This window comes from Gottschalkiaceae bacterium SANA (assembly GCA_036323355.1).
In the GTDB taxonomy this organism is placed as follows: Bacteria; Bacillota; Clostridia; order Tissierellales; family GPF-1; genus GPF-1.
In genome coordinates this window covers 3,333,729-3,357,474 of record AP028876.1, presented here as the reverse complement: position 1 = coordinate 3,357,474, position 23,746 = coordinate 3,333,729, and the positions used below count along the sequence as shown (strand labels likewise).

Below are 23,746 nucleotides of genomic sequence, written 5' to 3'. Positions count from 1 at the left end.
GGATGGTAGTCTGAACCTACCCCCCCTAGGGAGGGGATTGGAGGCGAAAAAATGGAACGAACCATACGGATTCGAGTAAAAGATATGACCTGTGCAGCTTGTGCGCAAAGGGTCGAAAAGGCATTAATGAAACGAGAGGGTGTTGTTAGCGCTATGGTCAATGGACTGTCCGAGATTGCAACTGTACAATATAATCCAGATCAAGTGAGCGTATCAGACCTTTTCTCGTCGATTCAAAAATCTGGTTATACCCCCAGTATTAATCAAGTAACCATTGGGGTGGAGGGAATGACCTGTGCGGCGTGTTCGGCTCGAGTGGAGCGGTCGATGAACAAGCAGGACGGGGTTTATAGAGCTACGGTGAACTTGCTAGCCAATAAAGCAACCATTCTATTCGATTCGGAGTCAATTTCTCAGGTTGAAATGATGAAGGTCATTGAAAAAACGGGATATAGACCGATTGACTTAACTCAAGAGAAAAAAGTAGACGAGACGGAAAAACGTTCAAGAGAGGAAGAACTGAGGCGGTCATTTATTTTTGCAGCGATTCTATCCTTGCCCTTACTTTCTGCTATGTTTTTTGAAATGGCAGGAATGAAGACGATTCTTTCTAATGGCTATTTACAATGGGCATTGGCGTCAGTGGTTCAGTTTACGGTTGGTTTAATTTTTTACAAGGGTGCCTATCATAGTTTGCGTGGTGGTGGAGCCAACATGGATGTATTGGTAGCCATGGGAACCAGTGCAGCTTATTTTTACAGCATCTACTTGGTTCTTTCTGGTCATAGTCATTTATACTTCGAAACATCCGCGGTTCTTTTGACCCTGATTTTAATGGGGAAGATGTTGGAAGAGCGAGCAAAAGGCAGAACGGGAGAAGCGATTAAGAAACTGATGAAGCTGCAGGCCAAAACGGCTCGGGTACGCCGCGAAGGCGTATGGGTGGAATTGCCTTTGGATCAAGTGGAAATTCATGATGAAATCTTGGTGCGGCCAGGGGAAAAGATCCCGGTTGACGGGATGGTCATATCAGGGCAAACGGCGATTGACGAGTCCATGCTGACAGGGGAGAGCCTGCCGGTGGATAAAGCGGTGGATGATTTGGTCTTTGGTGCAACGATAAATGCAAACGGAGCCATTGAAATGAAGGCGACCCGGATTGGAAAAGAAACAGCATTGGCACAAATTATCCGCATGGTGGAGGAGGCGCAAGGAACGAAAGCGCCGGTTCAGCGATTAGCGGATCAGGTATCAAGTGTTTTTGTACCGATTGTTATTGGCATTGCACTGGTCGCATTTATAGCGCATCTTGGATTGGGTTACGGAATGGAAACGGCAATCTTGCGAGCTGTTGCCGTATTGGTTATCGCCTGTCCTTGTTCTTTGGGGCTTGCGACACCGACTGCCATTATGGTGGGTACTGGCCGTGGCGCAGAGAATGGCATTTTGATTCGAGGTGGGGAGCACCTGGAACGCGCACAAAAGATTCAGACGATTATTGTCGATAAAACAGGCACATTGACCCATGGCAAGCCAGTCGTTACAGAGTTTGGTGTGAAGTCAGGCACAGAAGAATCCTTCTTTCAAATGATTGGAAGCGTGGAAGACCCATCGGAGCATCCTTTAGCTCGTGCTTTGGTCGATCGAGCCAAAGAAGCGGGCGCAGAGATCCTGCCAGTTGAAAAATTTATGGCGGTACCCGGCAAGGGCGTTTCAGCAAGCCTAGCGGGAAATGCTATTGTAATTGGCAAGCCGAAATGGATGGCGGAATTAAAGGTTGATTTAACCGAAGAAGCAGGAAATATTGAGGCATTGGAAAGCCAAGGCAAGACGGTCATGGTTCTTGCGGTGGAAGGAAAGCTTGCAGGCTGGATTGCTGTTGCGGACACCTTGAAGGAAAGCTCATCAGAAGCGGTACGTCACTTGCAAGAGATGGGCATTGAAGTCGTGATGCTGACTGGTGACAATGAACGTACAGCCAAGGCCATTGCCGCTCAAGCGGGAATTACAAAGGTGATTGCCGAGGTATTGCCAGACCATAAGGCTCAAGCGGTAGAAGCTTATCAGGCACAGGGTAAAATCGTCGGCATGGTTGGGGATGGCATCAATGATGCACCGGCCTTGGCTCAAGCAGATTTGGGTTTTGCCATGGGAACGGGCACAGATATCGCCATGGAAGCATCGGACATCACCTTAATGCGTGGCGATTTAAGAAACATCCCATTAGCCATTAAATTGAGCAATACCACCATGAAAGTGATTCGCCAGAATTTATTCTGGGCATTCTTTTATAATACGGCGGGCATTCCACTGGCGGCGTTGGGCTTCTTGAACCCCATGTTGGCCGGGGCGGCCATGGCCTTGTCAAGTGTTTCAGTTGTAAGCAATTCCCTTCGTTTGAAGGCGATGAAAATTAAATAATGAGGAGAGAAAAAAATGAAGATGAAGTTAAAAGTAGAAGGTATGTCCTGCCAGCATTGTGTGATGGCGGCATCGCAAGCATTGTTCGCTGTTGAGGGTGTAGAGGGCGTTCAGATTCGCTTGGAGTCGAAAGCTGTTGAAGTAACCGGTTCAAATTTGTCAGAGGAAGCAATTAAAGAGGCGATTTACGAAGCAGGCTATGATGTGGTAGAAGTGGAAGTGGACTAATGGAACCCATTGTTGAAATGAATGCGGAACGGAAAAAAGCTATGCAGATGTTGAAGACCGCGCGCGGCCAATTGGATGGAATTATTCGGATGTTGGAAGATGGCAGGTATTGCGTGGATATTTCGAATCAGATCTTAGCAGTCCAAGCCCTAATGAAGAAGGCAGATTTAGAAATTTTAGATCAGCATATTCATCACTGCGTGAAAGATGCTATTTTAAACAACGATCAGGTCGAAGAAAAAATTGAAGAGGTTTTGCTCTTGTTCAAAAGAGCAAGATAAAGCGCGGGAACTTCCCGCGCTTTTTTTTCTCGCTATTCAAAATCATGCTGCCGATCAAAAATTAATACTTGTACTACTTTTCGAATGGTATCGGGTCGAAAGCCTTTTGTGTATAGATGTTGCTGCAAGCTCCGAACCTGTGCAGGACGTTCTTTTTGAGTCAGACGCTGCATCCTTTTTTGGCCCCAATAGAGGGCGTGTTCCTGATCCCTTTGGGGATCATCGTGATTAAGCATGGTTTCGTCGATTAAATGGCTATCAAATTTTTTCTTGAAAAGTACTTGTTTGACTCGGATGGGTCCATATTTTTTGAAGGCGAAATATTCCTCGCAAAGTGCATCAATTAGTCGAGTATCATCTAGGTATCGGAGTTGTTTTAATTTGCTCATGGTAAGGTTGATCGATTCCACCGAGTAGTTTTTTTTCTGTAGTTTTTCGATCATTTCTTTCTCGCTGCTCATTTTTCTCGTTAGAGACCGCAGGGCGGTTTGCATGCATGCTTTGCTTTCTTCCATTGTTGATTCCTCCCCCTATCTAGTATATCAAAAAACTTGCAAAAATCATTCAAATCCCATAACATAGAAGGGAGCTAAGTAAATTTTGAAAGGAGTGTCATAAGTCCATGGACGAGGGACCGAGTTTAGCCCGGAAGAATAACTTAACAACCGCCCAATGATTGCTGTGGATGAACGACATGCTTCGTGAATTCCAGCCTAGGGTTGGAATTGAATAGCGAGGTGAGAAAAATGGTAAACTTTTACAAAACTGTAGAAGGTCAATTGCTTGAATTGGAAACCTATGAAGAGAAGGTGTGGATCAACATTACCAATCCCACAATGAAAGAACTCCAATTGGTTCATCAGTTTACAGGCGCCGATTTTGATTTTCTCAGAGGACCACTGGATGATGAAGAAAGTTCTCGTATTGAAGTGGAGAACGAAGAGGTATTTATCCTCGTCGATGTTCCCTATGAAGATGAGGATGAAACTGGAATGGTTTATGATACGATTCCTCTCGGCATTATTCTAAAAGGAAAAGATGTGATCACGGTAAGCTTGCGGGAAACATCAGCCATTCAGATGTTTATTGAAGGTCGCGTGAAGAACTTCTTTACCTTTAAGCGCAATCGATTTGTTTTGCAGATGCTCTACCGCGTAGCGGCAAGGTATTTGTATTATTTGAAAAAAATTGACAAGAAATCTAGCGAGACAGAAAACAAGCTTCATCGTTCCATGAAAAATTCGGAACTGATTCAGCTTTTAGATCTTGAGAAATCATTGGTGTATTTTTCTACATCATTAAAAGGCAATGAAGTCGTTTTGGAGAAGCTCTTAAAGATGAATGCGATTCGTTTTTATCCAGAAGACGAAGACCTTCTCGAGGACGTTATCATTGAGAACAAACAGGCTATAGAGATGGCAACAATTTACAGCAATATCCTTTCAGGTATGATGGATGCCTTTGCATCGGTCATTTCCAATAATCTAAACATGGTTATGAAAACTTTGACATCAATCACCATTGTCTTGTCAATTCCAACCATGATTTATAGCTTTTTTGGTATGAATGTGCCTCTTCCTTGGATGTTGGATGCCAATGCACCCTGGATGATTTTGTTGATGTCCTTATTTTTGGCTATTTTTGTTTATATTTTACTATCAAAACGGAAGATGTTTTGAGCTTTCCAATTGGAAAGCTCTTTAATTTACAAAAAATTTACACGAAATGCCCGAAAAAGACCCTTACAATTCCTTACGGCCCTTTAAAATTTCGGAAAATTATGATATAATGTTTATATTCCGAGTGAAAGTAGGTGATGCAAATGGGAAAGAGTAACATCACAGATATTCGACAGCATTTGGAAGGACATGTAGGCAATAAGGTACAAATTAGCGCCAATAAAGGTCGCAAACGAATCGTTCTTCAAGAAGGCGTTCTCGAATCGACTTACCCATGTGTGTTTATGGTCCGTGTGAAAGAGGACCGAGGATCTTATGAACACCAAGTAACCTACATGTACTCTGATGTATTGACAGAAGATGTAGTAATTGAATTTGTTTAATTGCTATCAATCGATTTCACAATAAGCGCAGATTCTGCGCTTTTCCTATGTCCAGACTGCTGTCTGGGCTTTTTTTATCTAATAATAAGCGCAAAAAAACGCGACAAATTTTGCCGCGCTTTTCTAAAAATCAGATTGAATTGAATGGAAAATTAATGATCGCCTAGATCGACAGACTTTCCGAAGATCTTTAAGATGAAGAACAAGGCAACTGTGCCTAGCACTAGGGAGATCCAAGGAGACATGCCAAATCCAGATGGAATGAATCCAACGAGGATAGCAACGCTGCCAACGGTTAAGGCGTAAGGCAATTGTGTTTGCACATGAGCCATATGGTCACAGGCACTGGCCATGGAAGACATAATCGTTGTATCGGATACCGGCGAACAGTGATCGCCCAATACGGCACCTGTTAAAACGGATCCTACAGCTGGAACCAAAAGGGGTGCGCCACCCATGGCAAAGCTTAAGGGAATGGCGATCGGCATAACAATGGAGTTTGTACCCCAGCTGGTGCCGGTAGAGAAGGCCACAAGTGCAGAAAGAATAAATAAGATCGTTGGAATCAATTGAGGTGCGATTACACCAGTTGCTTTTTCAACCAAAAAGGTTTGTGTGCCCAATTGGCTATTGATACCGCCAAGGGTCCAAGCCAGAACCAGAATGATGCAGGCAACAGTCATGGATTTTAATCCATCCACAAAGGCGTCAGTAACTTCTTTTAGTGTTAATAGGCGTTGAGCGAGGCTCATTACACCTGCGATGGCAATTCCACTAAAGGATGCCCAAAGTAGGACTACACTGGCATCTGCATCGCCAAAGGCTTCTTGAATGGTTTTTCCTTCAAGTCCACCGCCATTGACATAGAGGCCGAAAAGGGTGATTCCGATGACAACGACAATGGGAAGTACGGCATTGATCCATCGGCGCTTTTCCTTAGGCCCTTCAAATTCATTGATGTCGCTCATTAAAGGTCGCGCATCGTCATCATGTACTTTTCCAGTGAGATAAACACGACGTTCTGCTTTCCACATGGGTCCGAAATCCTTGGCCAGGTAAATCATAAAGAAGACAAAGGCCAGACTCAAAATGGAATAAAATCGATATGGAATGGTCTGCAAAAACAATTCATAGGCGCCCATTTCCAATCCGATCTCTGCAATTCCGTCTCGAATTAATCCAAGTTCCATGCCGACCCAGGTTGAAACCAAGGCGATGGAAGAAACAGGAGCGGCAGTTGCATCAACGATGTAAGCCAGTTTCTCTCGGGAAACCTTCATACGATCTGTAATGGGACGCATGGTGTTACCTACGATGAGAGAATTTGCATAATCATCAAAAAAGATTAATACACCCATTAGCATGGTTGAAAATAAAGATGACTTTGCATTTTTTGCTCGGCCGGATACGGCGTCAGCGATTCCGCTGGTACCACCATTTTTTGAAAGAATGCCGATTAATCCACCGATGGAAAGACAGAAAACGAGGATTGCAAGATTCCACTCACTGTATAGAGCGCCCAAGATATGGGTGTCGAATACAGATGTGAAGGCCTCAATCGGGTGAAAACCCGTTAAGATCAAGGTACCTGTAAAGATTGCAATAAAAAGTGATAAAATAACTTCGTGTGTTAAAAAAGCGAGTGCGATTGCCACCAAAGGCGGCAGGATGGATAGCCAACCAAATTCCATTTTTGTTACCTCCTGTAAATGATAATACCCATATTCAAGGAGAGCGACAAAAAAACGCCCAACGAAACGTTGGACGTAAAAATACGTAAATAAGTCCTCAGTCCGCTCCTTGAGATAGCTCCCCATCAACACGCGAGCGTGTGTTGATGACAGTTCTGCATTTTTTAAATACAGCCCCAGCAAAAAAACTGTGGAAGTTTTTCACTTCGGCAATTCACCCTTTTTCCCTTTTTCACAGGCTTCCGACCTCGAAAGGGATACTGATGAGAATTGCGACCTCTACCTCAACTCCGCAGAGATGAGGTGTTGCTAATATGGATTTAGTGTATACGATACCATGGTTTTTATACTTCGTCAAGAGGAAATGGAAATTTGGTTGCTTGATTAGGCGTTTCCGATTACAATGGTACGTGGAGTAATAGGAGGGATAAAATGCGAAGTATACGAATCGCAGCACCCGCAAAGATCAATCTGTCGCTCGATGTTGTGAAACAACTGCCAAATGGTTATCATGAAATGGATATGATCATGCAAGAGGTTGAACTTGCGGATTATATTCACTTGGAGTATCGAGACAAGGGGATCCAGTTAGCGTGTAATATTCCGGAGCTTCCGGTTAATGATGAAAATATCGCCGTTCGCGCGGCAAAAGCCTTATTGCCATATTGTAAAGAGGAAAGGGGCGTCGCTATTCATTTGGAAAAGCGAATTCCTCATGGTGCTGGTCTTGGCGGCGGAAGTGCTGATGCAGCAGCTGTCTTGAAAGGATTGAATGAATTGTGGGAGCTGAATCTTAGCCTGCAGCAATTAATTCGAATTGGCTTAACAATCGGTGCCGATGTTCCATTTTGTATTTTTGGTGGAACAGCGAGGGCCAAGGGAATTGGAGAAAGGCTGAGACGAATTACAGATCAGCCGAGTCTGCCGATTCTTTTGATTAATCCAGGCATTCATGTATCAACGAAAGAGGTTTTTGAAGCCTTGGATGCGAATCGAACCATTCTTCATCCAAAAACAGATCAGGCGATTCAAGCCTGGCAAGACCAGGATTTTGAAACCATGCGACAAACGGCTGGAAATCGTCTTCGTGAGGTTACGGTGCAGTGGTACCCGGAGATTCAAAAAATTGAAGAAGAATTAATGGAAGCTGGCGCTGTTTTTGCCATGATGAGCGGAAGCGGACCGACAGTATTTGGAATTTATAAGACAGAGGATCAGCGGGATCGCGCGTTTGAAGAATTAAAAGAGCAATATCCAGTTGTAATTCGGTCAAAAACTGCGAGAAGGAGAGATTTTCATGTTGAAAATTGAACAATATCAGCCGCTCAGGGAAGTTGTATTTGAGAATATTCGGTCGGCTATTCAATCGGGCGAATTGCGTCCTGGCGAGCGATTGATGGAAGTTCAGCTGGCTGAGTCCTTGGGGGTTAGTCGCACACCAGTGCGCGAAGCGATTCGAAAATTGGAGAAAGCTGGTCTGGTAACCATTAGCCCTCGGAGAGGGGTATATGTTGCTGAAATTTCTTTGGAAGATACGGAGAATATTTTGGAAATTCGTGGGTGCCTTGAAGGGAAAGCAGCGGAATTGGCCGCGACTCGGATTTCAAAAGAGGAGCAAGAAGCCCTTGCAATTTGTTTGCAAGCCTTTATCTCCTATATGGATAACAATCAGATGAAAGAAGCAATGAAAAAAGATGTGGAGTTTCATCGGATTATTCGGCAGGCATCTAGAAATCAACAATTAATTCAGATATTGGAAGACTTGTCGGAACAGGTGAACCGATTTCGTATGGTTTATTTAAATGATGCGGCTGAAGCGCCATCTTTACCGGAGGAACATACGAGAATATTAAATGCTTTTATCAAGGGAGATCCTAACGAGACGAGAAGAGCCATGATCAGCCATATGAAATCCGTAAAGTCATTGATTTTAGAGGGCGCAAGACAATATAAAAAAATGAGGAATGAAGAATGAATAACCAAGCGATCGGAATTTTTGATTCTGGATTTGGTGGATTGACCGTAGTTAAGGAGTTGAGAAAGGTGTTGCCAAAGGAAAATTTGATTTACTTTGGAGACACAGCTCGGATTCCCTATGGGACCAAGTCGAAAGAAACCATCATCAAATATTCCAAACAAAATATTCGATTTTTAATGAGACATCACGTCAAAGCGATTGTTGTCGCTTGCAATACGGCCAGCGCACTGGCGGTACCAGAGGTTGCGGACTTATTTGACATTCCTATGGTCGGGGTTGTGGAGCCAGGAGCCAAGGGCGCTGTTCGAGAAAGCGAGAAGGGGAAGATTGGCGTGATTGGAACGACGGGTACTGTCCGTTCTGGGGCTTATCAAGAAGCGATTCGACGCATGCTGCCTGAAGCGGAAATCGAATCAATCCCTTGCCCACTCTTTGTTCAAATTGTGGAAGAAGGCTGGCAGGATACGGAGATTGCTCGGCTAACAGCGGAAAAATATTTGACTGAGATGAAGGCGGCAAAGGTGGACACCATGGTTATGGGGTGTACCCATTATCCGATTCTGGAGACAACCCTTCGAAGGGTGATGGGCAAAGAGGTTCGATTGGTCAACCCGGCGAAAGAGACGGCTTTGGCCGTCCAGGCGCAACTAGCGTCACAGGGACTTTTGGCAGATCGCACGGATGCAGCGGAGTATCGTTTTTTTGTAAGCGATGATCCAGAAAAATTTCGGGAAACAGGAAGTCGCATTGTCTCGCTTCCTATGATTCACGTGAAAAAAATCAGCATTGAGAATTATTAGGAGGATCTGATGGAAGAAGTACGAATTCAAATAAATGCGGAGCAGGAAACCGACGGCGAAGTCGATAAAATGGAATTTAACACGGAAGCAGTCATGTTTCAAGATGGAGAATGGACCTGTTATCGATATGAAGAAACAGAAGTGATGGGGATGGCAGGGACCATAACTACGTTAAAGGTGAAAGAGGGTAAGATTCAGATGATTCGCGAGGGTGAATTATTGACACAGATGGATTTTGAAGCAGGAAAAACATCGCGATCGAATTATCAAACGCCCTTTGGGGAATTGAGCTTGCAGATTGATACCATGTCTCTTTCCTATTCACTGGATCCAGAAGGACATGGAAAAGTAGAAATTGCCTATAAATTATCGATTGATGGTACCTTGCAAAGTATCAATAAGTTAGACATGGCGATCCATTAGGATCGCTTTTTTGATACTTTAAATTAAAACACTGAAATTATGCGTGATTTTATCGATAAAACAAGATATACTAGAAAAAGGAATTGCCAGACAATTCCACTTTCTAGATAGAGGGAATTTGGTATTTTGGGGGAATTTATGTTGGTGAGAAGACGTAGGGGTTTCACATTAGTAGAATTATTGATTATTCTTGGCCTACTGGGTTCGATCATTACGATTGCTGCACCGAGTATTTTTGGCGTAGAAGGAAAGGCGAAGACTGAAGCTTGTCAGGATCAAATGGATTTTATTGTAAATGGATTTCAAACGGAACAATTTAACAACAAGAGTCCATATGCTTTTGACACCTTGGCGGATGGAGAAATCAAGCTGAACGCTTATATTGCAAAGGCAATTGATTCCAGCGAATATATCAATATTGGATTTAATGATCAAGTAATTTGCCCATCAGATAGATCGACTGCATACGAAGCGGCAAGTAAGGATGGCCAATTATATGTTTATTGTTTAACCCATAAGGTCTATTCTCATGGATCACTGTCGCCACGGCCGTCAAAAACCGAATCAACAAAATATACGGCGATGGATGGTTGGACGGCTGCGGATAACAATTGGATTGTTGGGGATCATGAAAGCTTTTTTGTTTTGCCGATTGAGAGCCAGTATTATCATATGGAAATTGGATTTCAATTGGTCTTGTATGACGATGGAAATGATGACGGAAATGATCCTATTTATGAGTATCAATATGATGATCCAGATTGGTATTTAGAGATTCCTACTAATTACTATTCGGTTAAGGAACTCCCAAATGGAACGACATCAAGACCGGAAGGATATGATTTGGCAACATACAATGCGACGAATCAGGATCTATCTTTTGCCTTGGCCATTGATTTTCAAGAAACGGAAGGCGGTATTAATTTTAGTTCGAATGCCCTTGAATTGAAGAATGTAAACTCCAATGCCTTGGATCAGGTAAATCTGGATATTATGAAAGAGTCGGAGTTTGATCCTGAATTGACGGTGAATAAAGTGCATCAACGAGATCTATTTGATGGGGAGACGGATTGGCTTCTTATTGATATTGTTCCTAAGAGCGATACCATGAAGACGATGGTGGTGCATATGATGGATGCAGACAATCAGTTTCGACCCTTGTTTGAAACGGACGTTCCGGTGGCAGATGAGTCTCTTGGGGATATAAAATTTGCTTTTTTTATGGGGAAACGTTCGGAGTCCATTGATCCAAAGTTGAAAAATGGTATCTATTATGCTGATGCATATCCAACACCGGTGCAGGTAAATATGAAAAATTGGGAGATTGATTATGATACGGAGCACGAAGAAAGTGGCAAACCATATTCATTTTGGTATAGTAATCCCATAAATTATTCGGGATTTGATACGTACTTGCCATAAAAAGAAAGAGACGAGCAGAAGTTTGCTCGTTTTTTTTTGCGATAAGTGTAAGTGTCAAACATCCCTTTTCATAGACGTTCATTTAACTAGGTTGAGAGGTGAAATTGCGAATTCGTAACGGAGTGAACCATGAATGGCAGATCGTGTAGGTAAACAACTCAAGAATAATGATCCATAAAGAGTATTTTTTATTAATTCATGTCATATTTGGGAAAATAAAGTGATTTTATAAGAAAAATCAAGTATACTGAGAATGAAGTTATCTGACAATTCTGGTTATAATGAGTAAGGTGTGTACAAATTGGGGAGGCGGGTTATGCGGTTTAGAAGGAAGCGGGGTTTTACCTTAATAGAAGTGGTTCTTATTATTGCTTTGCTGGGTTCCATTATTGCCATTGCTGCACCCAGTATTTTCGGAGCGGAGGGCAAGGCGAAGATTGAAGCTTGCCAGGACCAGATGGACTTTATCATTAATGGTTTTCAAACTCATCAATTTGACTCCAAAAGTCCTTATGCTTTTGATGATTTAACGGATGGAGAGAGCAAGCTAAATACTTATATTGCAAAGGCGGTCGATGCCAGCGAATATAGTAATATTGGATTCGATGATCAAGTAGTCTGTCCGTCGAATACGCCAACAGCATACGAAGCGGCAATTAAGGATGGAAAATTATTTGTTTATTGTCCGACTCATGAGGTTTTTTCTCACGCAAGTCTGTCGAAACGACCTGAGCGAACCGAATCGACCATATATGGTGAAATTACCTTGGAACCCTATGATAACAATTGGATCATTGGCGACCATGAAAGTCTGACGGTTGTTCCACTCGAGAGCGAGTATTATCATATGGAGATTCAAGTCAGATTGATGAAATACGATGATGGTAATGCGGGATCTAGTAACAGTCAGGAATACAATTATGAAGACCCAGAGTGGTATTGGCCGCTGAACACAGAATATTATAATGTGAAGGCAATCCACAAACCGGGTGATGTAGATCGACCATGGTATTATGATTTGGATCAATACTCGGCAACGAGCGATGATTTGTTTTTTGGAATGGTTATTGACTATCAGGAAAATGAAGGACAGACGAATTTCACTTCTAATGCACTGGAAATTAAAAATATAAATTCCAATGCCGGCTTAGACATGGAGTTGGATTTGGTGGAGAGAGATACCTTTAATTCTCAGAAAAGCGATCATGCCACTCATCAACGGGACTTGATGGATGCTAGCGCAGATTGGTTTATTATCGATGTTATTGAAGATTTTGATCATGAACATGACAGTGAAGATCCTAAGAAGAAACGAATGGTTATTCATATGCAGACCGATCCTAAAAAGGAAAACGACAGCAACTTTAAGCGAATTTTCGATGACTGGGTGCCTATCGCAGATGATGGATTACCAGTGAAATTTGCATTTTTTGTTGGAAATCGTGATGTCGATTCATCAACCAAGGTGGGGGAGTATCACTACGACTCCTTTCCGACACCTGTACAGGCATATATTGCCAAATGGAATCGAGAATTTAATTGTGGTAGCAAGTATGAAAATTGGATTCATCAAGAATATAAGGGATATGATGGAGCAAGCGGATCAACCATTCCGGAAATCCCATATGAGAAGTAGCAAAAAGCAAATGAGAAGGAAGGAATATCTAATGAGGAATCATTGGATTTTCCTTTTTTCTTGCCTTAAAATGTATGTAATTGAAATAGTTAACAGGGATTTTGCGGGAAATAGCGGGTATAAAAAGAACGACAAATGAAATGAGGGGGGGGACGATGAAACTTCGAAGAAATATTGGATTTACTTTAATTGAAGTGCTCTTGGTTATTGGATTGTTGGGTTCGGTTACTGCAATTGCGGCTCCGAATTTTTTTGGTGCCAAAGATCATGCTGAAGAAGAAGCCTGCCGGGATCAAATGGATTACGTGTTAAGCGGATTTCAGACAGAGCAGCTTTATCCAGATAGTATATTTGCTTATGCGGAACTATTGGGAGACGGAGATGTAAAGTTGAATGCGTATATCGATTTAGCTATTAACCCTGCGACATCTACGCAAGTGGGGTTTCCAGATCATCTTGTGTGTCCCTCAGGAGATACGCAGTATGAAGCATGGATAGATGAGGAACGATTATATGTACATTGCAAGGTGCATGACGTGTTGTCTCATGCTTCATTGGGGCCGCGACCACTAAAACCAGATCTGACAAGCTACGATACCGGTGACGGGTGGACGAGTGGTGACAACAATTGGGTTATTGGTGATCACGAGAGCTTTTTTGTATTGCCTTTAGAAGATGAGTATTATCACGTGGAAATTGGATTCAGATTTATACTGTATGATAACGGCGATGGGGTAGATGACGGTGTTTATGAATATAAGTATGATGATCCAGATTGGTATTGGGAGATTCCTTTGAGAGAAGATGTTCCTGCGGGATCCGACAGCTACTATGACGTGAGTGTGATTGATCATGTGACGGATCCGGATCGGCCGGCTGGATACGATTTATCGTCTTATAACCCGACCAATGAAGATTTGACATTTTCCGTTATTATCGACTATCAAGAAAAGGGAGAAGAACTGGCATTTACATCGAATGCCTTAGAGATCAAGAATGTGAAATCCAATGCGCAATTGGATATGGATTTGGACTTGGTCAAGCAATCCATTTTCAGTCCTGATGATACAACCCATGCTGATCACGAGCGTGATTTGTTTGATGGTGTTTCAGACTGGATGATTGTTGACGTAGTTCCTTATTCAGAGACCCATAAATTAATGTACTTTCATATGCTAGATAAAAACGGCGTCTTTCGAAATATCTTTGGCGGAGCCGTGGAGGTTCCTGTAGCAAGTGAAGAGATGGGAGATGTTCAGTTTGCATTTTTTGTTGGAAAACGCGCTGTGATCAAGGATAAAAAGTTAATTAACGGCCTTTATTATCCAGATGCTTATCCAACACCGGTCCAGGTAAACATCACCGACTGGAGGACGGATTTCGAGGGCGACTACGAGGTTTGGTATACAAAGGAATACGAGGGATACGAAGAACATTTGTACTGAAAATATGGAAGGAAGAAGCCGAGCGAAATTGCTCGGTTTTTTTCATGTGATATAGAAAAGCAATTAGGAAACGAAAACAATAGTAAACAAAAATGCATAAACTAAAGTAATGGTAGCAAATTATAAAAAATAAAAGCTCTTTCATAACTTTTCATTGCGACGGGACATTGAATGGAAAAATTGGATACATGCCCAAGTCTCAATGAAATCAGTGCATACAGGAAAGTGCAAGCGTTAAACACTACGAATTTTAAAATTTATTCGACAAGTAGTTTGTAATCAAATCAAATTATTTAATAAAATTTTAATGTAAACATTTATAGATTAAACAATTGTTTCCTTATATACTATAGATATGAAGAAGATAATGAGGGAAAATAAAGGATTTACCCTAATTGAATTAATACTTGTCTTGGGCCTGCTGACAGCAATGGCAGCAATGGCGGCACCGCAATTTATGGCTGTCCTGGATCATGGAAAGAATGATGCGGATGTTGCGCAAATGGACCAACTTATGGTGGCCTTCCAATTAGAGCAGGCACCTTTTTTTGAAAGTCATGATCATGACTTTGATTTGTTGAAGTCGGACAATATTATGACAGTAGATGATGGAAATGGAAATCTAACAACCAAGGTGGATCCGGATCGCGCTGTACAAACGCTGCAGGATTTTTTGAATGCGACCTTTGATCCGAATCACCAAGCATATATGAAGGATTTGAAGTGCTTGACTACGGAAGGCGTGACAGACGAAAACGGAGTGATATTCCGTGCCGCTTTAACGGGTGGAAACACCTTGAAAATTGTGTGTCAAGCAGATCAAAATGAGTCGAGCATTGTTCTTCAAATTCCCCAAACCGATATGATTGCTTACGAATATTCCCATGGAGAGCCAGCGGAAGGCACATGGATGATTATCGGGGATGATGATCGTTTGCGCGCGGATTATGTTGATGCAATGATGCATATCGGTTCGGACCAAGCGAAAGAACGATTTATTCAGACCGATAAAGGCAAGAAATTTTATCAGTATCGCACCACCTTCACCCTTAATCATCAGCAGGAGGCAGCACCGCCACTGGTGGGATCGGGTGAGTTTTGGCAACTGTTTACTCATGAAGCCATTGGGGCTACGCAAAAAATTGGTCTTGATCTTGATGCATGGGCCGAGGGTAGTGGTGTAAAGTACCGATATCGATATGTGCAAGGCAAGAAGTGGAAGGGGAAGCCTTACAACTATAAAGAGTTGGGTGATGAGCTAGAGACGCTTAATGTTGCGCAAGGCCATACCAAAGAAGAAGCAATTATTGAGTTTAGCACCAGCGGATTAGAAAATGATCCGCGATATAGCAAGTACGGCATGCAGGTATTTCAGAAGAAAAAATTACCAATGACACCGACACCTCTTTTAAATGATGAAAACAGTGGCTGGATACAAACGGGGAAGAATCATTGGTTCTATTATGAGTTACTGGATGGAGACTCTTCAACGAGTGGTGGTGGAACATCGGCAGGGTCAAGTGACGAGATTGATTTTCCGTATCATGCGGGTGCGATTTTTAATTATATGGATGCAGACAACTACGATTATTTATCCATAGAGAAGAATCGAGATAATCAAATGGTCATGCGGTCTTACAGCATTCAAGGCGGGGCAGCCTCAGATTATAAAACCGAAAAAGTCCTGGTAGGATTTGAGTTTAATAGCAAATACACCATGGATATACGAGTGGAAAAAGGCAAGGCTTTTGTTAATATTTCTGATGGAATGCTCGACGAGGATACAGAGTTTAAGTTGAAGTCCAATAACTTGAACCCGGCAATTGGATATTATTTAAGCGAATCGGTAGATTTAGGGAGGGCGAAGGCGATTGCTAATGCAAGCGATAGGCTTCCTTTGGTCAATTATGATTCGGACTCAAGCAAGGGTCCATCCTTCCAGTTGATGGCTATGCCAGAATTTTATCCCTATCAATCAACACCAACAAGCCCAGAAGAACAGGAAAAACCGAATTCACCAACCTTGCGGAGAACTGGGATCGAAACCCTTACCATTCAACCGGTAACTTTTCAACTTTTAACCGATGTGGAAAAAGATTATGTGATGACTCTTCGTTTGCCGAATGGAAACACGCAGACGATCACGAGTCGAAGCAAAGACTTTTCTGTGAGTCAATCTGGAACCATACAAGCCTTTGTGGAAGTAAATGGGATTCAAAGTGATACGGTTCAAATTGTTGTTGATCATATTATTGATCCATTTACAGAAATTGAGGGGACGTATACCGTCGGAACAAAAAACACAGTGTTTACTTTGCATAATTTCGAAGACGTCATCCAAGAAATGGAACCCTTTCAAGATCGTGAAGAATTGAAATTGATGGTGGAAACAAAAGGAAAAAAGAAAGAAATTAAGAATGCCGAGTTTACGCTTAAAAATAAAGATCTCGATCTAGATGATTTTGCTATTTTTGTAGAAAGTGAATACGGGCAGGTGTTAAGTCCAATAGCAGAAGTATCACAACCCGTAGCGCCCGTGGTAACGCTGAGTCAGGCGATGAACTACGGCCATGCCAGGGTGGAGCTTACAACAGAGACTAACGACGATATATATTATCGCTTGTTAGATGAAGATCGTGATGTAATAAGTGATTGGCAGCGTTACAGAGGCATATTCGAAGAGCGATTTAACTATATTGAGGCGGTTACGCGCACCCAGTCTGGTGGCGAAAGTGAATCGGTGATTGTAGAAAATCCTTATGTCAATGCGGTTGTGCATGCGCCGATTATTGAAGCTGTCGGAAATGGATATGTTAATGTTTCTTCGGCTGAGGGAACCATCCTATACTATTGGAATGGAAGTCGTTGGGATGATTATTATTGGGACGGGAGTTCTCGTAATTCGAATGAGTGGTTGAGTGTAGGCAAGAATACCGAGACCTTCTATTTAGCAGAGGGAGAAACCCTGTTTGTCTATGCGGAAAGTGCGTTTGGATCACAAGTGAGTGCGGATGCAAGTTATACGCGAGAGGCCGATCCGAACCAAGCACCTGAACCGCCGACCATAGAAAAAACGTATTATAGCAACCGTATTGAAATATCGGGGACAAACTACGATGAGATTTACTACCGTTACACCTATATGAAAAATAGAAACAAACAAACGACAACGGCGTGGAAACGATCCTATGATGATGTGGTACTCGACAAAAAAGAGATTATTTCGGTTGAAGCCTATACGGTGAAAAATGAAATTGAAAGTGAAAGTGTTTTTTGGAATTTGTATAATTGAAGATAAGTGAAAAGAGTAGAAAGTGATGTAAGAGTAAAGACGTTAATCCTGTTGGGGATTAACGTCTTTTTGTTTGTAGGAAGGTTAGAAAAGTCATTTTAAGGTAAATTTAAGACACCTTACCATTTATACAGGCTTATTTGCGATAAACTAATAACAATGGTAAAACAGATGTTTATAATAAAAGAATGAGTTAAATAACATATGAAGCAGAGGTGAATGATGAAAATAAAACAAAAGAGAAAGATTTGTGGATTTACTTTAATTGAATTAATTCTTGTGTTAGCTTTGTTGACATCGATGGGAGCACTTGCTGCCCCACAAGTAATATCAGTATTTGATCATAGCAAAGAAGATTTGGAGCAGTTGCAAATGACACAAGTATTGCTGGCCTATCAACAGGCAGATATACAAGGAGATCTTGCAAGTGATCAAGCGGATGCAGAAGGTAAATTCGTCAATTTTTTAAAGTCGGAAAAGCAGAATCCCATCTATCTCTCTGGGATTGATACACCGTGCTGTGTAACGGGAACAGGTCAACTCTCAGACAATTACCGAGCGGTTCAAGATGGAGATCGACTTTTTATCGAGTGTAAAGAATGTGGCTTGCGTTCGGATGACTCGATCAATCTGTCCAGGGACGACTCAGAAATAGTTGATTACACCTATTTGGATGAAGTGAATTTTGAACAAGGAACATGGTTGATTATTGGGGACGATGAAAATCTACGGCAAGATTACTTCAAGAAACTGAAGATTGATGCAGAGCGCAATTATAAGATGGAAACCAATTTTATTATTGTTGATGGCGATGGTGAAATGGGTGATGAAGCTCAAAATCAAGCCAAGGAGGAGTGGCTCTATTTTACAACTTCTTGGGCTCATGGAGTGAAGAAGTTTTGGGTCAATGATCGTGCGCCATGGGATATTTATGTAAAATTATCAGCCAGAAAGAAGGGAAATCAGACTTGGGATGATTTAGGCTGGTTGAATTCTTGGGAAGAAGTGAATGTGGCCAAGTATGATCAGCTTCGGGCTGAATTTTATAGAAATAAAACGGAATTGATCGGCGCTTTAAAGTATTCCATTTATCATACTGGCCATGGAGCGAACGGGGAGATTGCGATTGATTCGATTGATCCGGATTGGCAGGGGGAGTCGAGTGGCGGTCGGTTTTACACAGGTCAAGTTTTTAATTATTTTGGAGAACCTGGAACGGCGCAATATGACTTTTTTGCCTTCGAAATGAAAAAAAATGGACGGGTCAAGTTGTCTTTGTATCATGTAAATGAAGATGCGGGAACGACTCAAAAAATAAAAGAAGATATTAAAGAGTGGGATTTTTTAGATTTTTATAATCGAGAACATCAGATGATTGTAGAGATGAAAAGTGATCGTGTTTCATTATGGATTGATGGTGATGAGTTAGTTGATAAACTTAAACTACAAAATTCATTGCCAGCTGGAAAGGCTCCTTCAATTGGCTACTATATGGGAAATCCGGTTGAGGGAAGCGCAGTACCTAATCGATTTGCATTAGATCAATATCCGACACCATATTATATGAGACTTTTGGATATGCCTTCTGTCAATGGAGGGAGCGTGGTTGAAAAACCTCAAGCACCAACAATTATACGATTGGGTACAGAACATATTACAACGCAGCCGATTCCTTTTCAAGTAGAAACAAAAGCAGAGGAATCTTTTCTTCTTCATTTGGACTACCCTCGAAGAAATGATCATGGTGTGATCGAACGGGTTCAAGAGGAGAGCACTCAACGCAAAAAGAACTTTGCCGTGAACGCACCAGGTGAGATTATAGCCTATGTAACGGTGGATGGTAGGGATAGTGACAAGGTAACAACGAAGGTAGACAATATTATAGAACCTTTTGATGAATTAAATGGATCTGCGAAAGTTGAATGGCGTAAAACGGTTTTCCGCTTTGCTAATCTGCAGAATGGAATGGAAGAAAACTATTGGAGAATTGTTCAAGAAATTGAATTGGTGCAACAGAGCGTTGCAGACAAAGGGTATGACGATCAAATCTGGATTGAAATTAAAGATAATACAAACCAACCTTACAAAATTGAACACTTAAATTATAACAATGAGTTTGTAGTCGATCGAAGAATGGATTTAAATACAATTCAACTCTATGTGACGACTAATTACGATGAGATTTTAAACCCGATTGCTTATATTGTTCGACCGGATCCGCCAGAAGGGATCGTCTTTAATAGCTATTGGGGCGATGCGTACTTTGAAATTGAAGGGACTGGAAATTCAAGGGATCAATATGAATATCGTTGGCTGAATGAATCGGGAGCGGTTTTAAAAGATTGGGAAGCTTATCCAGATCGAAACCTCGGGTATGGAATTGAACTGGATGAGACGGTGTTTTCTGTTGAAGCAAGAACCATACGAAATGAAATTTTTAGTCAGTCTATAACAAAAGAGAATCCATATTATGAACCGGAGAATCCTAATGGGCTTGAAGCGCCCGAAATTGCTGTGGGTGACGGATACTCGATCGAAATACAATCCATTCAAGATACGACGATCGAGTATAGCATTGACAATGGCTCTTGGACGGATTCGAAACGCCAAAGACTAGAGATCACGTTGGAGGCTGAACAAACTATAGAAGTGCGTGCAAAGGATCGGTTTACGGACAGACGAAGTCAAGTGAAAAGCTACACGGCTCCAGCACCTGTTCCTGAGAAACCTCAGGCACCAACAATCACAGAATATTTTAATGGTGTGCCTAGAATTAAGGTTACGCGGAATGCTGATGAGGGAGCGCTTGTAATTACAAGATATTGGTATAATAAAGGTCGGCTGAAATCAGATACGCTAACGAAGAATAAAAGTACGGTTAGGTTTAAAATGAACATGTATATGAAAGTCGAAGCTTATGTAGTTATTAATGGGCAACAGAGTGATACAACGGTTTGGGACTATTGATAAAGAGTATTATGAGCAAGGATTACAAATACAGAGTGAGACTGAAGAAGAGCAGCCCGTAAGAGTAAATCTTACAGGGCTGTTTTTTCTTCGAATAATATGTGAGTAAGAAATGATCGTATGAGGGTTCATATCTATTATTTATGGAAAGAGGGTCCTATCCTGAGTACGATAGCACTTTTAAGAAATCAGTAAATGAATTTACCACTTTAAGATATTTTTAAGAATTTCTCCCATTTATTCGCCTATGAATCCGTTAGAATATAAGGGTAATGATTGAAAAATATCATTAATAATAAAAAATAGAGAAAATACAATAATAAATTCAGTAAAGGTAGGAGGCTGAGATGGGACAATACAGAAAAGATTCAAAAAGAACATGGGGGTTTACCTTAATTGAATTGATCTTGGTATTGGGGCTAGTGACAACACTGGGCGCTTTGGCAGCACCCCAATTTACCGATGTGTTTGACCATAGTAAAGATCAGGCCGATATTGCACAGATGGATCAGCTCTTGGTGGCATTTCAGCTGGAGCAAGCTCCTTTTTATGAAGGACATGATGGAAAATACGATATGCTGAAAGATGAAAATGTTAAGTATAAATGGAAAAATGGGGAGATCGTGGATACGATTGTGAAACCTGCTAAAGCAAGATTAACCTTGCAGGCATTTTTGAACAATGTGGTTAAACCTGGAAGTGATGTTTATATGGAAGGGGCAAAGTGTGTCAAAACGGAAAAGACGCATGTTATAAAGAATGGGAAGCAACGTTCTGTTTTTGAAGCAAAATTGACTAAAAAGAATACCTGTTTAAAAATTATCTGCCGTGCCGATAAAAACGAATCAAGTATTGAATTGCCTCTGCCTGGATTGAACAAACCGATTGATGACGTGTATTCGGATGGAGAAATGGTAAACGGGACTTGGATGATCATTGGGGATGATGATCGACTACGTGCTGATTATGTAGAGGATTATCTAAAAAAAGATGATAAGACAAAGAAAAAACTGGATGAAAAACTGAAGAAGGATAAAACTTATAAGTTTAAAACGGCATTTCGAATTGAAACGGAAATGGATAAGGAGCCAGAAGAAATAATACAGACTGAAGTTTTTTGTTTTGATCCAGATTGGATTGCCTGGCTTCCTAATAATACGGGTGGAACTGCACACGATATGATTATTAAAACAAAACTTGCTAAGGATGAAAAAATTAAGGTTTATGTAGAATATGATGGGCCGGGAAATGGAGCCAACAATATCTCGGGATATTTGAATTATGGGACAGGCGGGATTCGCTTACTTGTACCCCCTTCAGGCAAGGATTTCAATATGAGACTGGAATTTACGAATCAGGATCAAGAAACTTTTGATCGATATTATGACCTCGATGTTATTAAGACGAAGGATGGAAGTAATTTTGATCCTGCTGGGAATACCGGAGAAGAAGGATATATAGAAATTGTTAAAGGAACGGATGAGGACAAAGACAAGGATAAGGGTAATAAAATGTGGTTTCATTACAAATATAATAGTAACCTCTCGAATGACCCTAGTCCTGGTTCTGAAATTATTACTACTGTTATACCCGGGTATAATTATCCAACTACTGATTTTTATACAGGATTTGTTTTTAATATCGTTCAGAGTAATGAAGATAGAGAAGAAAAAGAGTATCCTAATTATGATTTTTTGGCGATCCACTATAATGAATCAAAAAAAATAACAGAGTTGTTGTATCTAGAGAAAAAAGGCAAGGGCAATACACTTACGCAGATTGGAGAGGGGATTGAACTGGTTGATTTTCAGTATAATCACAATTACACAATTGAGTTAAATGTAACAAAAGAAAAAGCTGTGTATGTAACTCTTTATGATGAAACGAAGACCTTGTTAAAATCCAAAAAGATAATTAAGGTCAATAATTCATTGCATCCAGTCATTGGATATTATATGAATCAGACGGTAGAATTGCAAAAGAACATAAGTCCAAAGTTAAACGAAAAAGCTGTTGCAGAAATTGATGAAGTAAACGAAATCAATCGGATACCGCTAGTAACGTATGAGGATGATTCTAGTATAGGTCCACGGTTAATTATCATATCCCGACCTGAATTTTATCCTTATGAAACGGAAGTGACACCTCCGGATGGGAGTGGTGGCGAAAATCAAGGTTCAGGTAATGACGATGAAAATGAGGATGATGACGGAGGGACATTGGTAACATATGCAATGCCGATTATCAGTCCGTATACAAATAATCCTGAGAAGCCGTATACGGTTGAATCCAAGACTGAAGAGAATGAAGTTGAATACACTTGGGTCCGGGGGTTAGAAAACGATTCAATTGATGATGTAGATTGGGATAATCGGGTCCTACGATTAGAAGAGGGAGAGAGTGGTTGGCTTTGGGCTCGAGAATACAAGGGTGATAAATTTGCCCTTGAAGATAAATGGGTGAAAAAGCCTTGGGTTGGTAAAATCATTCATAATAAAGAACGGTTTGAAATTGAAGAGTCTTTCCCAAGCTATAAAATCAAATATGTGAGTTCCGAGGAGTTAAAATTTGATAACTTTGTAGTAATGATGAGAAAAAATACGAACGATTGGAAATCAGCAACAGAAATGCAATTTGATTCAAGGTTAGAAGTAAGTTTTGAATCAAAAATAAACTACAGCGGAAAACAAGTTAGTGCAGTAATTAACAGGCAATATATCCCTTCGGCTCAAACGGATAAGACAGCGCCAGAAATCACGGTTGAAGTTTTTGCAACATATTCACCAATTGGTAATTCAGGTAAAACTAGGTTTATGAGTACAGTCTATTTTATCTCGGATGAACCGGTAGTATTGTCAGAGGGGCTTGAGGGTCAAATGATGAGTGATGAATGGTATTCAGTAAATTTTTCGGAGAGGGGTAAGTTGTCATTTACCGCTACTGCGATTGATGATCCGAGTAACAGCACATTGGTGATGGTTGATTTAGATCGAACTTTTGTGTATCCACCTTTTCAAGGTAAATAAGAAGTGTAGAAAGAAGTCCTTTTAAGGACTTCTTTCTCTGTAAGTAAATGTAAGCTGTTTATTTTGGAGTAAGC

Annotated in this window: 17 protein-coding genes and 1 riboswitch; of the genes, 15 read left to right on the top strand and 2 right to left on the bottom strand. The window is 41.2% G+C overall.

All coding sequences use genetic code 11. From position 1 onward, the window contains the following. Positions 1 to 51: 51 nt before the first annotated feature. The 3 genes from AC25CA_RS16125 to AC25CA_RS16115 are packed head-to-tail and all read left to right on the top strand — an operon-like array spanning position 52 to position 2,930. On the top strand, positions 52 to 2,421 hold the full coding sequence (locus AC25CA_RS16125; protein WP_486814871.1) for a heavy metal translocating P-type ATPase: 2,370 nt from the start codon (positions 52 to 54) through the stop codon (positions 2,419 to 2,421). Positions 2,422 to 2,436: 15 nt separating this feature from the next. Then, positions 2,437 to 2,649 (top strand): heavy-metal-associated domain-containing protein, encoded by a 213-nt coding sequence (locus tag AC25CA_RS16120; RefSeq protein WP_486814870.1) that lies wholly within the window; start codon positions 2,437 to 2,439, stop codon positions 2,647 to 2,649. Further along, complete coding sequence (locus AC25CA_RS16115) at positions 2,649 to 2,930, top strand: metal-sensing transcriptional repressor (RefSeq protein WP_486814869.1); 282 nt, start codon at positions 2,649 to 2,651, stop codon at positions 2,928 to 2,930. The genes AC25CA_RS16120 and AC25CA_RS16115 overlap by 1 nt, the downstream gene beginning before the upstream one ends. Before the next feature lie 32 nt (positions 2,931 to 2,962). On the opposite strand, the gene AC25CA_RS16110 is transcribed toward AC25CA_RS16115, so the two are convergent. Beyond that, on the bottom strand, positions 2,963 to 3,445 hold the full coding sequence (locus AC25CA_RS16110; RefSeq protein WP_486814868.1) for a regulatory protein RecX: 483 nt from the start codon (positions 3,443 to 3,445) through the stop codon (positions 2,963 to 2,965). Between the two features lie 231 nt (positions 3,446 to 3,676). Here AC25CA_RS16110 and AC25CA_RS16105 point away from each other — a divergent pair, with 231 nt between their 5' ends. Both AC25CA_RS16105 and AC25CA_RS16100 read left to right on the top strand, forming a co-directional pair. After that, positions 3,677 to 4,609 (top strand): magnesium transporter CorA family protein, encoded by a 933-nt coding sequence (locus AC25CA_RS16105; protein WP_486814867.1) that lies wholly within the window; start codon positions 3,677 to 3,679, stop codon positions 4,607 to 4,609. A gap of 143 nt (positions 4,610 to 4,752) precedes the next feature. Continuing rightward, on the top strand, positions 4,753 to 4,992 hold the full coding sequence (locus tag AC25CA_RS16100) for a Veg family protein (protein WP_486814866.1): 240 nt from the start codon (positions 4,753 to 4,755) through the stop codon (positions 4,990 to 4,992). 152 nt (positions 4,993 to 5,144) lie between these two features. Here the strand turns inward: AC25CA_RS16100 and AC25CA_RS16095 are convergent, their stop codons facing one another. Next, positions 5,145 to 6,683 carry a Na+/H+ antiporter NhaC family protein gene (locus AC25CA_RS16095; RefSeq protein WP_486814865.1) on the bottom strand — a complete coding sequence of 513 codons (1,539 nt, stop codon included), beginning with the start codon at positions 6,681 to 6,683 and terminating at the stop codon, positions 5,145 to 5,147. A 107-nt stretch (positions 6,684 to 6,790) separates the two neighbouring features. Next, a riboswitch (Lysine riboswitch) is annotated at positions 6,791 to 6,973 on the bottom strand. Between the two features lie 142 nt (positions 6,974 to 7,115). Here AC25CA_RS16095 and ispE point away from each other — a divergent pair. From ispE to AC25CA_RS16045, 10 genes are all read left to right on the top strand, one after another. Beyond that, the gene (gene ispE, locus AC25CA_RS16090; RefSeq protein WP_486814864.1) at positions 7,116 to 7,994 is read left to right on the top strand and encodes a 4-(cytidine 5'-diphospho)-2-C-methyl-D-erythritol kinase; all 879 of its coding nucleotides are present in this window, start codon (positions 7,116 to 7,118) and stop codon (positions 7,992 to 7,994) included. Continuing rightward, positions 7,981 to 8,658 (top strand): GntR family transcriptional regulator, encoded by a 678-nt coding sequence (locus AC25CA_RS16085; protein ID WP_486814863.1) that lies wholly within the window; start codon positions 7,981 to 7,983, stop codon positions 8,656 to 8,658. The genes ispE and AC25CA_RS16085 overlap by 14 nt, the downstream gene beginning before the upstream one ends. Next, entirely contained in the window at positions 8,655 to 9,461 is an 807-nt protein-coding gene (murI, locus tag AC25CA_RS16080; protein WP_486814862.1) for a glutamate racemase, read from the top strand. Before AC25CA_RS16085 ends, murI begins: the two co-directional genes overlap by 4 nt. A 9-nt stretch (positions 9,462 to 9,470) precedes the next feature. Further along, complete coding sequence (locus tag AC25CA_RS16075; protein WP_486814861.1) at positions 9,471 to 9,884, top strand: YwiB family protein; 414 nt, start codon at positions 9,471 to 9,473, stop codon at positions 9,882 to 9,884. Positions 9,885 to 10,022: 138 nt separating this feature from the next. Continuing rightward, on the top strand, positions 10,023 to 11,306 hold the full coding sequence (locus AC25CA_RS16070; RefSeq protein WP_486814860.1) for a prepilin-type N-terminal cleavage/methylation domain-containing protein: 1,284 nt from the start codon (positions 10,023 to 10,025) through the stop codon (positions 11,304 to 11,306). A 316-nt stretch (positions 11,307 to 11,622) separates the two neighbouring features. Continuing rightward, a complete protein-coding gene (locus AC25CA_RS16065; protein ID WP_486814859.1) occupies positions 11,623 to 12,942 on the top strand; it encodes a type II secretion system protein in 1,320 nt (439 codons plus the stop codon). Positions 12,943 to 13,097: 155 nt separating this feature from the next. Next, a complete protein-coding gene (locus tag AC25CA_RS16060) occupies positions 13,098 to 14,387 on the top strand; it encodes a type II secretion system protein (RefSeq protein WP_486814858.1) in 1,290 nt (429 codons plus the stop codon). 367 nt (positions 14,388 to 14,754) lie between these two features. Beyond that, positions 14,755 to 17,679: a type II secretion system protein gene (locus AC25CA_RS16055; protein WP_486814857.1), complete on the top strand. Its 2,925-nt coding sequence runs from the start codon at positions 14,755 to 14,757 to the stop codon at positions 17,677 to 17,679. Between the two features lie 219 nt (positions 17,680 to 17,898). Further along, complete coding sequence (locus AC25CA_RS16050; protein ID WP_486814856.1) at positions 17,899 to 20,646, top strand: pilus assembly FimT family protein; 2,748 nt, start codon at positions 17,899 to 17,901, stop codon at positions 20,644 to 20,646. Positions 20,647 to 21,086: 440 nt separating this feature from the next. Beyond that, complete coding sequence (locus tag AC25CA_RS16045) at positions 21,087 to 23,672, top strand: hypothetical protein (protein WP_486814855.1); 2,586 nt, start codon at positions 21,087 to 21,089, stop codon at positions 23,670 to 23,672. Positions 23,673 to 23,746: the final 74 nt, after the last annotated feature.

Bases quoted from the DNA above. Each gene is read 5' to 3' on its own strand.
- AC25CA_RS16050 (WP_486814856.1), top strand. From the start codon at position 17,899: ATGATGAAAATAAAACAAAAGAGAAAGATTTGTGGATTTACTTTAATT.
- AC25CA_RS16055 (WP_486814857.1), top strand. From the start codon at position 14,755: ATGAGGGAAAATAAAGGATTTACCCTAATTGAATTAATACTTGTCTTG.
- AC25CA_RS16060 (WP_486814858.1), top strand. From the start codon at position 13,098: ATGAAACTTCGAAGAAATATTGGATTTACTTTAATTGAAGTGCTCTTG.
- AC25CA_RS16095 (WP_486814865.1), bottom strand. From the start codon at position 6,683: ATGGAATTTGGTTGGCTATCCATCCTGCCGCCTTTGGTGGCAATCGCA.
- ispE (WP_486814864.1), top strand. From the start codon at position 7,116: ATGCGAAGTATACGAATCGCAGCACCCGCAAAGATCAATCTGTCGCTC.
- AC25CA_RS16115 (WP_486814869.1), top strand. From the start codon at position 2,649: ATGGAACCCATTGTTGAAATGAATGCGGAACGGAAAAAAGCTATGCAG.
- AC25CA_RS16085 (WP_486814863.1), top strand. From the start codon at position 7,981: ATGTTGAAAATTGAACAATATCAGCCGCTCAGGGAAGTTGTATTTGAG.
- AC25CA_RS16070 (WP_486814860.1), top strand. From the start codon at position 10,023: ATGTTGGTGAGAAGACGTAGGGGTTTCACATTAGTAGAATTATTGATT.
- murI (WP_486814862.1), top strand. From the start codon at position 8,655: ATGAATAACCAAGCGATCGGAATTTTTGATTCTGGATTTGGTGGATTG.
- AC25CA_RS16110 (WP_486814868.1), bottom strand. From the start codon at position 3,445: ATGGAAGAAAGCAAAGCATGCATGCAAACCGCCCTGCGGTCTCTAACG.
- AC25CA_RS16075 (WP_486814861.1), top strand. From the start codon at position 9,471: ATGGAAGAAGTACGAATTCAAATAAATGCGGAGCAGGAAACCGACGGC.
- AC25CA_RS16100 (WP_486814866.1), top strand. From the start codon at position 4,753: ATGGGAAAGAGTAACATCACAGATATTCGACAGCATTTGGAAGGACAT.
- AC25CA_RS16065 (WP_486814859.1), top strand. From the start codon at position 11,623: ATGCGGTTTAGAAGGAAGCGGGGTTTTACCTTAATAGAAGTGGTTCTT.
- AC25CA_RS16105 (WP_486814867.1), top strand. From the start codon at position 3,677: ATGGTAAACTTTTACAAAACTGTAGAAGGTCAATTGCTTGAATTGGAA.
- AC25CA_RS16125 (WP_486814871.1), top strand. From the start codon at position 52: ATGGAACGAACCATACGGATTCGAGTAAAAGATATGACCTGTGCAGCT.
- AC25CA_RS16120 (WP_486814870.1), top strand. From the start codon at position 2,437: ATGAAGATGAAGTTAAAAGTAGAAGGTATGTCCTGCCAGCATTGTGTG.